Genomic DNA, 15,841 nt, shown 5'->3' on the forward strand with positions numbered 1-15,841 from the left:
TCCCGCCTTCAGGCGGACGAAGCCACCCCAGAAGCAATAGCCAACGGACAGCCCCACTGGCACCGTCCGGCAGAGAGGTCCAAGCGTGACGCGTATCCTTCAGGGACCGCAGAATCAAGACGGCTCCCTCCACAAAAAAGACGCGGGCCCCTCGCAGGACGCGCGCCTCATTCCTCAAAACCGTGCGATCGCTAAATTAAGACCTCGCCCCTCACGCCCGCACGGCTCCGCCACGCTCCTCAAGGGATCTCCACCTTGAGTCGCGCGAAAATCTTCCCGCCCGGACTCGCCAGCTCCCGCGGAATCCTCACCGTCACCTGGTCGATCCTCGCGCCGTGGAAGTTATTCACCTCCGCGATCAGCACCGGATTCTCCACCGGCTGGCCCGGCTGCGCCGTCGTCCAGCCAGCCAGGCTCGTGCCATACTCCACCACCGGATCGAAGCCCGCCGAATCATCCGTGCGGCGGAAAACGAAGTTCACATAAGCCGCATCCAGCGTCATCTGCGGTTTCAGCGCGCTCGAATCCGACTCCGAAGGATCGCTGCCGATCACGAACTCGATCCCGTTCGGAATCCCGTCCTGATCCGAATCCACATCCGCCCCCGTACCTGCGATCCCGTTCGTGTTTTCCCAGGCATCGTAGGCCGTCCCCAGCGCATACGAGATCTGTAGTAGGTTCCCCGCCGCCTGCACCGTCCACGATCCCGTCCCCGGGAACGCACTGGAATCCACCGTGATCTCCCCCGCATCCAGGCCGCTGATCCCACTCGTCGTGCTCACCAGCGTGAAGCTCTTCGGCACCTCGCTGAAATCCGCCAGCGCCGCCGGCGTGATCACGATCGTCAGCGGTGCGCCGCTCGTCGCATCAATCGTCAGCGTGTTCGCTTGGATCGTGTCGTAGCCGCTGCCCGCACTGCCATTCCAGTCCGCGATCTCCCATGCGATCTTCGACCCAGCCTCCAGCGCCAGATCATCGCCGAAAGTCGTCGTCCCCACGCCTACACCCGGTGCCAGCGTTCCGCTCACTGCCGAGTCCGTCGCGATGCTCCCGCTGCCACCCAGCGTCCCGACCGCTTCCACCACCACCGGGGATGCCGTCAGCGCGGTGTTCACCAGCAGCTTCCCGCTACGCACCGTCGTCGGCCCGGTGTAGGTCTTGGTCCCGGTAAAGCTCACCTCCTGCAGCTCCGTGCCCGTCACCAGTCCCACGAAAACCTGACCGCCGCCGGAGATGCTGTTAGGCACCGCATGGGCATCGCTCCGCGTGAAGCTCAGCGTCCCCTCGTTCACCACCGTCGCGGCTCCCAGGTTTCCCGCCGCCCCCGCGCCGAGCTGGGTCGCATCCACATTTCCCGGGATGCCGCCCACCCGCAGCGGCGTGGCGGCCGGGATCGTCAGCGTGCCGCTCGCGGTATTCTCCCCGGTCAGGATGAAGCCCCGCAGATTGTTGTTCATCGAGGCCCCCGTGTCCTCGAAAGTCAGGTTGCCGCTGCCCGAGATCACGCCCTGCAGCTTCAATGTGCGGTCAATGCCCGTGGTGCGGTTCATGATCCGGTTGTCCGGCCCGTTGAGCACGATGTCGTTGGTCCAGGTCCAGTTGCCCTCGATCTGCGACAGCTTGCCGCTCGTCGTCGCATCGCCCAGGATCACGTCCCCGCTGCCCAGCGCCGTCGCCCCGTTGCGGATCGTCTGGAATTCGGAGCCGTTCTTCAGGGTCAGGTTGCCGGAAAAGTTCGACCACGAATTGGCCTCCGCGAAGCCCAGTCCCGTCCCCGGATAGCTGAAGACCGTGCCGCCGCCATCGATCACGATCTCGCCGTCGCCGCCCACGCTGCGCAACCGTGGATCGGTCTTGTAGTCCAGCAGGTCGCTGCGGCTGATCCGCAGCGTGCCGGGGGCCACCACATCCACCGTGCCCTTGCCGATCTGCCCGGAAGTCGCGCCATCGCCGAAGGTCAGGCTGCCTTCCTCCACCAAAGTACTACCGGTGTAGGAGGTCGCCGCCGTCACCGTCGCCGCGCCCGGGCCTTGCTTGGTGAAGCTGCCCGCGCCGCCCAGCGTGCCGGTCCCGCCCAGCGTGTAAGCCAGCGCGTCATTCGCGATCGTCACCAAGCCCGGGGTCAAGATGCCGCTCAAGCTCACGTTGCCGGTAGTGGCACCGTCCGCGAATTGCGCTGCATCCCCCTGCAGGAAGGCCGTCGGGCTGCCGCCCAACTCCCAATTCGTCGCACCGCCCGTTTCCCACACGCCGCTGCCGCCCTTCCACAGCAGGATGCCGCCGGTGTATTCCAGCTCGATCTTCGTCTCCGCGGTATTGTGCACCAGCGAGAAGCGCGAGCCGGGTGCCAGCGACAGATTCCCGAAGCCGCTGAAAGTCCCCTCGTAGTCGATGACCGAAAGCTTGTCGCCGGAGTTCAGCCCGCCGGTCGGCACCACCGTCACCGTGTGCGGTCCGGAGACCACGAGTCCGTTCACCTCGTTCACCACCAGCTCGTCATACATCGTGCCGGCCCGGAACTCCGATGCACTGCCGCCCGCCAGCGTCAGCGTCTTCACGAAGCCCGCCCCCGGCTGGACCGCCGTGCCCGCGGCGATCGTCGCCCCGGAGTTCACCGCCACCGCGCTCGAAGCCAGATCGCCTCCCAGCCACAGGGTCCCGGCTTCCACCGTCGTCGCGCCGCTCATCGTGGAGATGCCATTGAGAATCACCGTCCCCGCACCGCGCTTCGTGATCGTGCCGCTGCCGGAGATCACGTTCGCCACCGTCACCGCCGCTCCCGTCCCGTAGTTGAAGACCAGCGAGCCGTCGTTGGTCACCGCATCCGCCCCGATCGTCCCGGTGCTGCCACCGTTGCCGGCCTGCAGCGTGCCCGCGGCTCCGACCGTCGTCGTGCCAGTCCGCGTATTCGTCGCCGCCAGCACCAGCGTGCCGCCCGCGATGCCCAGGTTCACGTTCGCCGCATTCGCTCCGGCGCTCTGCGTTTGCTTGCCCACGATCCCGGCCAGCGTCAGCGAGCCGATGCCATCCTTCGTGATGCTGAGATGGCGGATATCGGCGACGTTGGTGCCCGCGTGCGCCAGGACCATTCCGTTGAAAACCGTGTCCACCGTTTGCACGATGTTGAGCGTGACCGTGCTGGCCCCCGGCCCCGAATCCCGCCGCAGCGTGCCGAAGCCCCGCAGCGCGCTCAGGTTGATCGTCTTGCCGCCCCATGCGCCGCTGTCGAAAATGACATCCTTCGCATCCGTCGCGCTCGCCCCGGTATCCAGCTCGAAGGCCGTGCCCGCCGCCTGCGTGATCCCGGTCCTGCCGAGATAGAAGAAGCTGCCGCCCACCGCTCCCGGCGTCGTCGCCGCATTGCCCCCGCGCAGCGCCAGGGTCCCCGTGAAGTTCAGCGCGTTCGCGGTATTGAAAGCCGCCACCCCGTTGTTGAAGGTGCCGTTGTTCACCGTCAGGCGGCCGCTGCCGCTCAGGCTGGAGAAGCTCAGGCTGTTGTTCGCGGCGCTGGTGGTGATCGCGAGCTGGTTCGCGCCCGTGTTGATCGCACCCGCTGCCAGCGTGTTCGTCCCGCTTATGCTCACCGCACCGCTGGCCGCGCTGACATTCAGCCCACTCCAAGTCAGGTTCGCTCCCAAGGTGTTGGCCAAGGTGCTGGCCGCATTCCAGGTCGCAATATCCGCGGCCACGGGCACGCTGCCATCGCTCCACGCGCCCGGCAGGTTGAGATTGTCCGCCGTGGCACTGCGGAGGTCTTGTGCCTGGCTGGCACCGGCCGCAAGTGCGGCGAATAAGAAGGCGTACGAACGGGTATCCATGGTGGTTTTTTTGAGATCTTCGACCCCACCACGATCCTCCCCGCCGCCACCGCGGGCAACCGTCCGCAGGTGGTCGGTCTGCCCCACCAGTTTATCCTGGCCCGGATCCCTGCCTCAACCTCGCATCAAACCCTTCGCTCACCAGAAAACGATACGCCGCCATCACTTCCTCCGGCACCTCCTGCGCCGTTGCGAAGCCCAGTGCCGGATAGTCCAGGATCCTCTGGAAGTCCCCCGTCGCCGCCGCGATCACCAGCTCCGGCGTCAGCTCCGCCGTGCAATACTCCGCAAAATCCAGTCCAGGCGAACTCATCCGGCACTCCAGCTCCGGCCACTGCGCCCCCAGCGCCGCGAAGGTCCGCCGCTCCATATACGGCTTCTGTACGACGATCGCCGTAGATGGCGTCAAGCCGCGCTCTTCCAGCAAAGCACGGCTGAACCGGATATTCTCCCCCGTGTTCGTCGCCCGGTCCTCCGTCAGCACGCAATCCACCGGCACCCCCGCCTCCACCGCCACCCGCGCCAGCGATGCCGCCTCCGTCTCCGCCCAGTCCTGCGTCATCCGCCCCCGCGCGCCCGAGAACAGGATCCGCGGTGCCAGCCCCCGGTGCCACAGCTCCGCCGCATGCCCCGCCACCCGCAGATCGTTGCTGCCGAAGACCAGGATGACCTCCGCATTCACCAGCTCATGGTGCATCCGGTGGTAGTCCCACAGGCGGGCGATGGCAGCATGGATCTCGGGTGTCATAACAAGCGTCAATTTGGAGCGTGCCTTTCCAACCCGCAAGCGCGGTCCCTAACAGCCCGCCCCCAAGGGTAAGTAGTCCCGCCTTCAGGCGGACGAAGCCAGTGCAAGTAAACATCCACCCGGAGATCCCCGGAACGAAAGCCGCGCAGCGGCCTTGGACTGCGGCAGCCCGCTCTGCTCTCTAGCCACATTCCCGTGGTGCTTCACGGACGGCTCTTCCCCTGGGAGCGCGGAGCCACCGGCCCGCAGAATGGTCCCTTGCTGTCGTGGACATGGAAACGCCAAGCAGGCAAGCGACGGCGCTCCCCATCATGAAATAGGCTGCGGTTCATTCAGTCTCCACCGCGGATACGAGTCTTCTTCTCATCAACGATCCAGAGCTTACGCTCGATCTCCTCTGTCTTGAGAAGTTCGAGAATTCGCGGGACCATGGCGAGGACGCTATTCTTGTCCTGATTCGCCGGCCTCAAGACGATGATTCCGGGAAAAAGCCGCGGCGGATAATGGATGATGTTCGAAAAATCAAGATCGAGAGTGATGAGAATACGACCCTCATCCTGACAGGCTCGGGCAATCGAAGTATCCGGAGCTCCATTCAACTGTTCGTCGAAGACCGAATGAGCGTCGTGACCTGCACTGCGTAGGACATCTCCCAGCTCCGTCGGCAGGTTCTCGTCGAACTTGAACTTCATGCCGCGATGCCAGTCGGCGTTTCCACCATCCGCTCCTTCGCGAGATGGGCGGCGTAAGCAATCGCCGCCCGGATATCCGGAACCTGTAGGGAAGGATAGCTGGCTCGGATCTCATCCTCACCGATTCCAGCCGCCAGATTGTCGAGCACCACCGATACAGGAATCCGCGTCCCGCGAATGCAGGCCCTCCCGTGGCTGACGGCAGGGTCAACCGTGATGCGATCCGTCCATTCCATGACACCAAGATGGGCGATTGCGCGCGGCGAGTCAAGGAAGCGCCACCACCCTACCTCTGACACACCGCACACCAATACGTCGACCGCTGCCCCATTACCGACTGCTTGATCGGCGTCCCGCACACCCGGCACGGCTCGCCTTTCCTGTCATAGACAAACAGCCGCTGCGCGAAATAGCCCGGCTCGCCATCCGAATTGATGAAGTCCCGCAAGGTCGTCCCGCCCTGCTCGATCGACTCTGTTAGAACCGCCCGGATCGCCGCCACCAGCTTCGCCAGCCGCGGCTTCGTCACCTTGTTCGCCGGCGTGTCAGGACGGATCCCCGCACGAAACAATGCCTCGCTCGCATAGATATTGCCCACTCCCACCACCACCTTCGCATCCATCAGCGCCACCTTCACCGCGATGCTCCGCGCACCGAATGCCGCCACCAGCGTCGCCGCTGTAAATCCCTCCTCCAGCGGCTCCGGCCCCAGCCCTTTCAACAGCGCATGCTCCATTGGATCACCCTCCGGCACATGCAGGAAAATCCCGAAGCGCCGCGGATCATGAAACCGCAACTGCTTCCCGGACGAGAGCGTGATCACCACATGATCATGCTTCTTGAACTCCGCATCCGGATCGCTCAGCCGCAGGCTCCCCGACATCCCCAGGTGCACCAAAAGAGCCCCGCCCCTCGCCAGATCCAGGATCAGATACTTCGAGCGCCGCCGCACCCCCGTGAAGCGATCCCCCGCGATCTCCTCCAGCGATTCCGAAACCGGCAGCCGCAGCCCGCGATGCCTCACGATCACCTCGCGCACCGTCTTCCCCTTCACATGTGGCTCCACCCCGCGGCGGGTCGTCTCGACTTCAGGCAGCTCCGGCACCCCTCAAGAATCGCAGTGCTTCCCGCGGACCGCAAGCAAGGCAGGGACCTTTCTCCGAAAGGTCCGGCTGGGGCAGGCCCGAACCCTCGCCACAACACCGCCTCACTCCAGGCCATCGGCCATCAAAAGCCTTCCGTGTATTCCGTGTATTCCGTGGTTTGCCCTCCTGCCTTTCCCCTCCGCGCCCCGTTCCCTATCCCCATCATCCCACCGCCTCACTTCAAAATATACAGCGCCGTCGCCACCACATGGCAGACACTGCCCGCCAGCACGAAGAGGTGCCAGATCGCATGGTTGAAGCGCAGCTTCTCCCAGGCAAAAAAGACCACCCCGAAAGTGTAACACAGCCCGCCCGCCACCAACCACGCCAGCCCGGCGATAGGCAGCGCCCGGATCATCGGCCCCAGTGCGAAGACCGCCAGCCAGCCCATGAAAATGTAGAGCCCCGTCGACCACCACGACGTCTTCTTCCCGCGCCCCAGCGTCTTCAGCAGCACCCCCGCCAGCGCTAGCGCCCACACCACCCCGAAGAGCGCCCAACCCCAGGGCCCGCGCAGCGCCACCAGGCTCAGCGGCGTATACGACCCCGCGATCAGCAGGTAGATGCACGCATGGTCCAGCGCCTGCAGCCACGGCTTCCGCCGCGGGCAAGAGGTCGCATGATAGATCGTCGAGGAAAGATAGAGCAGCACCAGCGTCCCGCCGAAGACGCTCGCCGAGATCGTCTTGAAGGCCTCGCCCTCCGCCATCAGCACCATCGCCACCAGCGCCGCGATCGCGAAGGCCGTGCCCACCGCATGCGTCACCATGCTCGCCATCTCCTCCGCATGGCTTTCGCACAGCTCGGAACGGGGGCGTGGACCTTCGGGAAACATCTGCACGAAGCTAAGGCAGGAAAGCCGATTTGTCGAGCGAGGCGACTGCCGCCTCAAGCACTCCGGCGACGCCGCAGCAGCAGCCCGGGCAGGAACACAGCACCGATCAGAATCGCAGCCGAAGGCTCCGGAATCACGCCCACGCTGTGGAGCGGCCCATCGCTCATGATCCCGTTCGGTCCGAATGCGCTCCCCGATGAGGTGAAGTAGAACCCGGCATTGGTGCCCGGGTTGGCGGTGAATGGAAAGCCCGCCTGCAACAGCGTGTTGCCGGTCCCGTTCGTCTCCAGCAGGCCGGTCAGATCCACCCCGGGTTGCAACCCGTTGTCATCCCAGTAGAAGAAGTTCGTCTGCGGCCCGACATAGGCCTGGATGTTATCCTCGATCAGCTGGGTGGGGTCGGCACTCTGGTCCACCTCGGTAAAACTGAGGCCGGTCACGCCGAGTCCGATCAGGGGCGCCCCGGTCCCGATCGCGCCGGTCAGGTGGCGCGTCTGCTCCTGCTGGCTGCTGTCCATGTTGAACACATAGAGCCCGAATGTCCCTTGGGTATACATCGAGAACTCGTTGTTCCCTACCGGGGTGGGATACTCGGTGTGGGTCGTGTTCAGGGGAGTATCCACGTTGAAGAACAAAGTGACCATGAACTTCACTCCATCCCCGTTCCTCGTCCCCGCGAAGTTGGCGAAGCCGATCTGTCCCGGCAGGGCATCCAGGCTCGACCGGTAAGCGGTATCGATATGTTCGAGTTCGCCGTAGTTGATCACCGCCGCCATCGCGGGCGCTGCGGGGAGGCAAAATGCAAGAAGGGCAAGGGGAGTCCGGAGGTTCATCGAATGAGGAAGGATAGGATAGGGTGGAGCGAGGCAGCCCGTCCTTATTGTCAGCCTCCTTGAATATCAACTTTATTCAACCACATCCCCACCAGAAACGTTTTCTGTTAGATGGTCTAACATCGGGACCCCGCGTTTTCACGGATATCTCCGCCGCAGAAGTCGCGCAGTGTCCCGTCTGACGCGCCAGCGCCCGGGACCGCGGAGGCTCTGCCCCGCAGAAGCCACCTGAGACGCGCTGCACCCGGCGCGGCAGGAGTGGAAACCGCCGTCGCTCGTCTGCCTGCCTTTTCGCCCCCGCAGGAGCGACCGCTGCCATCACGGCAGGATCATACGATAGAAGCGCATCGGCGTTCCAGCCGGCGGATTGTCGAAGAACGAAACAACACCCGATGAATCCGCAACCTGCGTCCGCAGCGTCAGCCAGCCGCCGGGCGCCAGCTCCGCCGAGAATTGGATCGTATATTCCTGCCCGGCGTTTCCGATAAAGCCGACGCTATACCCGCCACCCGCCTCCGCGTGGATCGTGCCGCCGTGTTGCACCGTTACCGCACTGAAGTAAAAAACCGCGTTGTCGCTGCTCGTGGAAACCGTGCTGCCATTGGCAGCTGCATCGAGAGCAGCGCCCGCAGCAATCGTCGCGATCACCGTGCCGCTCCCGGTCATGCCACTCACAGCCACATCATAAGTGGAGCCACTTCCCGTCACCGTCGCCGTCGTCGCCCCGGCGCTGCCGCTCAGTGCCACATCGCCAGTCGTGAACTCGGTGACCGCTTCGCTGAAGACCACGGTAAAATGAACCGGCGTCGAGATCGTCGGATCGCTCTGGCCGACCGCCTGGTCGATCGTGACGGAAGGGGCAGTGACATCCACCTCAAACGCGCCGATGTCCACCGTGCCCCCGTCAACCCGCGCGAAACCGCGCTGGTCCATCGTCGCACCGCCCGGAACCAGCGCATTGCTCCCCGCATCGATGGCCGGGCTCCCCGCCAACAGCGCGTGGGTCTGGGTCCGGCCGCCGTTATCGGCCAGCGCGCCGAGCAGGGCCGCTTGCCCGGTGAGGTTGTGCGTGCCGGCAAGCGTCGCGCCCGCCATGCTCTGCACCAGGTTGTAATCGCCCGCTACGACGATGCCGTTGATGTCCGGTCCGGTCGGCGCGCTGTTGCCCGCCACGATCGTGTTGGAGAAGCTCGGCGTCGCGCCGGCAGCGATCTCGATGGCACCGCCCCTGAGGGTGGCAGTGTTGCCGGAGAAGGTGCAGTTCGTCACCGTCGGACTGCCAGCGGTGCGGAGGGCGCCGCCGATGCCGTTAGCGCCGAGACCGGTCGTGCTATTTCCGGAGAAGGTGCTGTTCGTCAGCGTCAGCACGTTGGGGCCGTTTTGGATGGCGCCGGCGTTGATGCTGGCACTATTGCCGGAAAAGGTGCTGCCCGTCACCGTCATCGTGCCACCGTTGCGGATGGCACCGCCGACCTCAGTGTGATTGCCGGAGAGGGTGCAGTTCGTCACGGTCATGATCATGGGCGGCGTGAAGGTGTCGCTGTGGATGGCACCGCCGACGCCGGACTGGAAGCTGCCGACCCCATTGCCGCCGGTCAGGGTCAGGCGGGAGAAATTCACCGTGTTGGAGACAGCGGTCGCGCCCTGGGTGACCCAGAAGATGCGGCTGGCATTGTTACCGGACACCGTGATGCCGGGCGCAGCCGCCGGACCAGTGATCGTCAGGCTTTTGTTGATACGCATCTCGCCGCTCGTGAGGGTAATGGTGCCCGCCACGCTGAAGGTGATGCTGCCTCCGACGGACGCGTACCGGACGGCCTCACGCAAGGTGCAGTCACCTGCATCAGTGAATCCGTCGTCGTGATCATCCAGCGTGTTGACGATGAGGCTGGCGCCTTGGTCGAAGTTCGCTTCACAGGCACCGATGCACACGCGCCCGTTCAATACGCGGGTAAAGCCCGGGCCGCGCTGATCGTAAGGCACGTTGGTACCATCGAAGGCCGGATCGCCCGCGTCAATCGCCGGGCTGCCCACGAGCAGCGCGTGGGTCAGGGTCGGGCCACCGTTATTGGCCAGTGGGCCGATTTTCGGGTCTTGTCCGACGATATTGTTCGTACCCGTAGAGCCTTCGCTCAGGATGTCGGGGCCGTACAACGAGACAGTGTTGCCGGCCAAAATGGTGTTCGAAAGGTCCATCGGGCCTTCATTCATGATGCCTCCGGCTTTATCCGCGAAATTGTCGGTGATGGTGCTGTTCGCGATCGTCAGGGGGCCAAAGTTTCTGATGCCGCCACCGCCGGTGAGGCCTGTGTTGCTGACGGACTCTGAACGGTTGCCCGAGATGGTGCAGTTCCGGATGATCATAAAGCCGCCATTGACGATTCCTCCGGCGTAGCCGTTGAGCGGACCTAGGGGCACGATATTTCCCGAGATGGTGCTATCCTCAATCGTCGCCGTGCCGGAGTTGGAGATGCCTCCGCCTGATTTGTAGGCGCGATTGTCGGAAATCGTGCTGCGTTTGACCGTCAGGGTCCCGCCTAAGACAACAGCAATGGCGCCGCCGGATCCTCCGGCCTGGTTGTTGGAAAAAGTGCTGTCCGTCACCGCCAGGGTGCCACCGCTCACGTGGATCGCGCCGCCTCGATCGGCCGCGTTGTCGGAGAGCGTGGTGCTGGCAATCGTCACCGTTCCGCCGGTCACGTGGATCGCGCCGCCCTCACCGCCGGTGCCGCCAGCGTCGCTCAGCGTGAGGCCGGAGATGCCGACAATGCCGCTGCTGATGTCGAAGAGTGAAGCAACGTGGTGGGCCACGGGTTCGTTGCCAGTACCGCTCAGGGTCAGGCTGCCTGCCCCCGGTCCGGTGATGGTCAGGTCTTTGGAGATGGAAATCGCGGGTACCTGCATCTCGATGATTCCCGTCACGCTGAAATTGACGGTATCACCCGGAGCCGCCGCCGCGACCTGATCGCGCAGCGTGCCCGGTCCCGCATCGGCCAGGCTGGTCACTGTCAAAAGGGCGGCATGGGCCGCAGGGGACAGGCCGAAACCCATCAAAACCAAGCACGTCGGGAGGACACGGCGCAATTTCTGCATCGTATCATCATGATCGGTCCCCGTCTTCTTTGACAGGAAATACCGAAACGTCCGCAAATGAGCGCGGGACCCGACGCTGGTCTGTCCCTAGCCAGCCCGCCCGATGCCTGCCCCCCGGGACCGCGGAGGCCCTGCCCCGCAGAGCGGTCCCCCTTTGCCGTGGACACGGAAAGCCCCGCAGAAAAAGCAACGGCGTTATCCGCCACCCTCGCGCCATGCGTAGCGATGCCTGCCTCCGCGGGCCCTCAACTCATAAACGTCTCCCGCAAGTGCGACGGAAAAGTCCCCATCTCCCAGTAATTCTTCCGGCGGCTGTTGGTCCTACTATCAACCATCAACCACAGATCATCAACTCATGGCCACCCCCTCAACTCGTAAACGTCTTCCGCAAGTGCGACGGCAGAATCCCCAGCTGCTCCCGGTACTTCGCCACCGTCCGCCGCGCCACCGGAATCCCCTGCGTCTTCAGCTGCTTCGCCAGCGCATCATCAGACAGCGGCTTGCCCGGATCCTCCTTCGCGATCAACTCCTGGATCGCCTCGCGCACCCCGGCGTTCGAGACCTCGGTCCCGTCCGCAGTCTGATACCCCGCGGCGAAGAAAGCCCGCATCTCCATCAGCCCGTGCGGCGTCAGCACATACTTGCCCGCCACCGCTCGCGAGATCGTCGTCGCGTGCAGCCCGATCTGATCCGCGATCTCGTTCATCGTCAGCGGCCGCAAGTGCCGCGGCCCCTTGTCGAGGAAGGCCGGCTGATGCTCGATCAGCTTCTCCGCGATCGATAAAATCGTCTCCTGCCGCAGCGATAGCGAACGGATCAGCGTCCGCCCCTCCCGGATCTGCTCGCGCAGGAAGTGGCGCGCCTTCCGGTCGTTCGTCGTCCGGCCCAGCATGTCCTTGTAGAAATCGCTGATCCGCAGCTTCGGCATGTACTCGTGGGTCAGCCGCGCCTTCCACTCGTCGTCCACCTTCTCGATCACCACATCCGGCTGGATGTAGGGATTCCCTGTCGGATCGAAGTCGCCGCCCGGATTCGGCGTCAGCCGTCCGATCTTGTCAGCCGCTTCGGAGATCCGCTCGACGCTCGTCCCCAGGGTCCGCGCGATCTGCGGGTAGCGCTTCCGCGCCAGCTCCTCCAAGTGATCCCGCACGATCCGGTATTCCAAGCTCGCCGATTCGCCATTCCGCTCGAGTTGCAGCAGCAGCGACTCCTGGATCCCGCTCGCCCCGATCCCCGCCGGATCGAAGCTCTGGAGCAAGGTCAGCGCCTCATCCATCGCCTTCCTCGCGATCCCCAGGCGCACTGCCAGCTCTCGCGCCGGCAGATCCAGGAATCCGCGCGGATCGAGGTTGCCGAGAAGGTGCCGCGCCGCCGCCCGCACATCCGGCTCCACCAGCGAGAAATCGAGTTGATACGCCAGATGCTGCTGCAGCGTCTCCGGCGCCACGATCGAATTGTAGAGATGCTCGCGCCGCTCCTCGTCGTCCGCGCTCCACGGATTCGCCCGCCGCTCCATGATCTCCAGATCCCGCCAGTCGTCGTCCGTCTCGTTCAGGCTGGCCAGGGAATCGGCCTCTTCCGGATCGGGATCGTTCTCATCCAGCGAAATGGACTCGGTGATGTCCTCCAGCACCGGATTGATCTCCAGCGCCTGCTGCACCAGCTGGTGCAACTCCATCGAGTTCGCTTGGAGAATCTCCAAGCTGCGTCGCATCTGCGGGGCCAGCGATTGCTGCTGTCCTAGCGATTGATGGAGCGAGGCATCGGCCATGGTTCAAAATCCGCATGCACTGCGGACGCGGAGAACTATGCCGAACGGTGCAAAAAAGATACAGCAAATTTCGTGCCACTGGCACTTTTTATTTTACTTGCGGGCCACTCAGTTCTGTGGGAGGGCGTGGTGCGTCGAGGGATTTCCTAGGAAAACTCGCTCCCTCGCGTCAACCTTCCCCTACGATGAATAAAGGAGATTTTGTTCCCTTCGAAGTGAAAATGCGCGCCGCCGCCGTCATGGAGGCCGCCATCGGTGCATTCCGCCACAACTACGAGGCACTCTGCCGCGAGGAAACCGGACTGATCCCGGAGGAAGCCATCCGCCCCGCCGAGGGTCTCCCCGTCTTCGAGCCGGGCATCGTCGAGTTCGACCCCGACCTGCTCGCCCAGACCGTCGTCATCAAGCTCAATGGTGGCCTCGGCACCAGCATGGGCCTGCAGAAGGTGAAGAGCGTGCTGGAAGTCCGACCCGGCGTCGCCTTCCTCGATCTCATCGTCCGCCAGATCCTGTTCCTGCGCGAGGCCAGCGGTGCCAATGTCCGCCTGCTCCTGATGAATAGCTTCAGCACCAGCGATGACACCCTCGGCTACCTCGAACGCCACGCCGCCGGCGGCTTCGCCACGGCCTCGGAGGTCGAGCTGATGCAGAATCAGGTCCCGAAGATCGACGAGGCGACCCTCGCTCCCGCCGAGTGGCCCGCGAATCCCACCATGGAATGGTGCCCGCCAGGCCACGGCGACCTCTACCCGGCCCTCGTCGGCAGCGGCTGGCTCGACCGCCTCCTCGCGGACGGCGTGAAATACGCCTTCGTCTCGAATTCCGACAACCTCGGCGCGGTCCTCGAGCCCGGCCTCCTCAGCTACTTCGCGGAATCCGGTGCGCCCTTCCTCATGGAAGTCACCCGCCGCACCCCCGCCGATCGCAAGGGCGGCCACCTCGCCGTCCGTCGCGATAACCTGCGCCTCCTGCTCCGGGAGGTCGCCCAGTGCCCGGACGCCGATCTCGCTGCCTTCCAAGACATCGACACCCACAAGTATTTCAATACCAATTCGATCTGGCTCCGCCTCGATGTCCTGAAGGAGCAGCTCGAGCAGGGTGGGGGAGTCCTCCCGCTGCCGATGATCCGCAACCGCAAGACCATCGACCCCCGCGACAAGGACTCCACGCCCGTCATCCAACTCGAAGTCGCCATGGGTGCCGCCATCGAGTGCTTCGAGGGCGCCCAGGCCATCGAGGTCCCGCGCTCCCGCTTCGCCCCGGTCAAGTCCACCGCCGACCTCTTCGCCCTCCGCTCGGACGCCTACTCCGTCAGCGACGACGGCCGCGTCGAGCTCGTCCCGGCCCGCGTCGGCGTCCCGCCTGTCGTGACGCTCGACGACTCATACAAGCTCGTCGACGCCATCGAGACCCTCGGCACCCCCTCCCTCGCCGCCTGCCGGGAAGTCGCCGTCACCGGCCCCCTCAGCTTCGCCGATGGCGTCATCCTCAAGGGCAAGGTCGCCTTCACCGCCATCGCCCCCCGCGTCATCCCCCCCGGCACCTACGAAAACGGCGAGTTCTAAGTGCCTTCCGCGGCCCCGCCGCCGTGGACTGCGCGCAGCCTGCTGCCGCTGTCCCGATGCAGCCTGCTGCAAGGGGCGCTGCAAAGGCGAGCCACCCCGGCGTCGCCACCTGCGGACGGCCCCACTGGGACCGCCGGGCACCGCCCGGCAGAACGGTCCCTGGCAGCCCGCCAATGGTGGTCGTGAGGTCCATTCGCCATCCCCAAGGTCCAGAAAGTCCAGAAACTCCAGATTGGACTTTCCAGACTTCCCGGAGCGCCGGGCAGGAGGTCCAGGAAGTCCAGTATGTATCTAATACTGGACTTTCCAGACCTCCCCACCCGCGATAATGCGAAACGGAAACTCCTCATTATTAGACATTTTCCATTTGCGTTCTTGTCATTTTGAGGGGGGCTGATACCCCCGCGGCGCATGGCGAGCGTAGGTGAAATGAATCTGTCGGCAGAAGGCTTCGAAGCAGTCATTTTCGATTGCGACGGCACTCTGGTCCATTCGATGCCCGCTCACTTCGAGGCATGGTGTGAAGCCCTCGCCCTCCACGGCGCCGGCGGCATCTTCAAGGAAGACGTCTTCTACGCCATGGGCGGTCGCCCGACCAAGGACATCGTCGTTGAGATCAACGACGAATACGGCCTGAAGCTCGACCCCGAGCGCGTCGCCTTCGCCAAACGCGAAGCCTTTCTCCGGAAACTCGGCTCCCTCGAGCTCATCGATGAAGTCGCCGAGTTCGCCGAAAGCCTCCGCGGCAAGATCCCGATGGCCATCGCCACCGGCGGCACCCGCCACGTGATCGAGAAAACCCTGCAAGCCGTGGGCGTTTCCGACCTCTTCGATGAAGTCGTCACCGCCGACGACGTCCCGATCGGCAAGCCCGCCCCGGACATCTTCCTACGCGCCGCCAAGCTGCTCGGCATCTCGCCGCTCAAGTGTCTGGTCCTCGAAGACGCCCCCGCCGGCGTCATGGCCGCCCAATTGGCCGGCATGCAAGTCATCTCCGTCCCCGCGCCTCTCAACTTCGCGAGGAAGTAAAGGTGGTCCGCACAGTCCCCTGTGCGGCCGAGCGGTCCCTCCGAGCCCGCCCCCAAGGGTAAGTAGTCCCGCCTTCAGGCGGACGAGCGGTCCCCAAGGCGGTGGCCACCGGGTGATCCCAACCGAATCGGGCCGGCCAGGTAGCATGCCACCAGCGGTGTGCCTCTCCCGACTGCGCCGCCCAGCGCCTTCCCACTTCGATGTTTGATGTTGGGCGTTCGATGTTCAATGTTTTCCTCCTACCTCCCAACGACTTAGCAAAGCAACCCACCCCCACCCACTCTTCGCGCTTGCGTCCCGGGGGTCTCCTCT

General features: G+C 64.5%; 11 protein-coding genes. 2 read left to right on the forward strand and 9 right to left on the reverse strand.

What is annotated here, in order from left to right:
* Window positions 1–239: 239 nt before the first annotated feature.
* The 9 genes from ABWK72_RS22935 to rpoN form a co-directional block, all read right to left on the reverse strand.
* Window positions 240–3,818: a beta strand repeat-containing protein gene (locus ABWK72_RS22935; RefSeq protein WP_367871909.1), complete on the reverse strand. Its 3,579-nt coding sequence runs from the start codon at window positions 3,816–3,818 to the stop codon at window positions 240–242.
* 91 nt (window positions 3,819–3,909) lie between these two features.
* On the reverse strand, window positions 3,910–4,566 hold the full coding sequence (locus tag ABWK72_RS22940) for a YdcF family protein (RefSeq protein ID WP_367871910.1): 657 nt from the start codon (window positions 4,564–4,566) through the stop codon (window positions 3,910–3,912).
* A 332-nt stretch (window positions 4,567–4,898) separates the two neighbouring features.
* The gene (locus tag ABWK72_RS22945; RefSeq protein WP_367871911.1) at window positions 4,899–5,258 is read right to left on the reverse strand and encodes a DUF5615 family PIN-like protein; all 360 of its coding nucleotides are present in this window, start codon (window positions 5,256–5,258) and stop codon (window positions 4,899–4,901) included.
* Complete coding sequence (locus ABWK72_RS22950; RefSeq protein WP_367871912.1) at window positions 5,255–5,494, reverse strand: DUF433 domain-containing protein; 240 nt, start codon at window positions 5,492–5,494, stop codon at window positions 5,255–5,257. The genes ABWK72_RS22945 and ABWK72_RS22950 overlap by 4 nt, the downstream gene beginning before the upstream one ends.
* A gap of 50 nt (window positions 5,495–5,544) precedes the next feature.
* Window positions 5,545–6,363 carry a bifunctional DNA-formamidopyrimidine glycosylase/DNA-(apurinic or apyrimidinic site) lyase gene (mutM, locus tag ABWK72_RS22955; RefSeq protein ID WP_367871913.1) on the reverse strand — a complete coding sequence of 273 codons (819 nt, stop codon included), beginning with the start codon at window positions 6,361–6,363 and terminating at the stop codon, window positions 5,545–5,547.
* A gap of 215 nt (window positions 6,364–6,578) precedes the next feature.
* Window positions 6,579–7,181, reverse strand: a complete 603-nt coding sequence (locus tag ABWK72_RS22960; RefSeq protein WP_367875371.1) for a hemolysin III family protein — start codon at window positions 7,179–7,181, stop codon at window positions 6,579–6,581.
* 110 nt (window positions 7,182–7,291) lie between these two features.
* Window positions 7,292–8,071: a PEP-CTERM sorting domain-containing protein gene (locus ABWK72_RS22965; RefSeq protein ID WP_367871914.1), complete on the reverse strand. Its 780-nt coding sequence runs from the start codon at window positions 8,069–8,071 to the stop codon at window positions 7,292–7,294.
* Between the two features lie 318 nt (window positions 8,072–8,389).
* A complete protein-coding gene (locus ABWK72_RS22970; RefSeq protein WP_367871915.1) occupies window positions 8,390–11,122 on the reverse strand; it encodes a choice-of-anchor Q domain-containing protein in 2,733 nt (910 codons plus the stop codon).
* 409 nt (window positions 11,123–11,531) lie between these two features.
* The gene (rpoN, locus tag ABWK72_RS22975) at window positions 11,532–12,935 is read right to left on the reverse strand and encodes an RNA polymerase factor sigma-54 (RefSeq protein WP_367871916.1); all 1,404 of its coding nucleotides are present in this window, start codon (window positions 12,933–12,935) and stop codon (window positions 11,532–11,534) included.
* A 185-nt stretch (window positions 12,936–13,120) separates the two neighbouring features.
* Between rpoN and ABWK72_RS22980 the strand changes: the two genes are divergently transcribed.
* Complete coding sequence (locus ABWK72_RS22980; RefSeq protein WP_367871917.1) at window positions 13,121–14,500, forward strand: UTP--glucose-1-phosphate uridylyltransferase; 1,380 nt, start codon at window positions 13,121–13,123, stop codon at window positions 14,498–14,500.
* A 429-nt stretch (window positions 14,501–14,929) separates the two neighbouring features.
* Window positions 14,930–15,529, forward strand: a complete 600-nt coding sequence (locus ABWK72_RS22985; RefSeq protein ID WP_367871918.1) for an HAD family hydrolase — start codon at window positions 14,930–14,932, stop codon at window positions 15,527–15,529.
* The last annotated feature ends 312 nt before the right edge of the window (window positions 15,530–15,841 follow it).

The organism is Luteolibacter sp. Populi, assembly GCF_040801775.1.
In the GTDB taxonomy this organism is placed as follows: Bacteria; Verrucomicrobiota; Verrucomicrobiia; order Verrucomicrobiales; family Akkermansiaceae; genus Haloferula.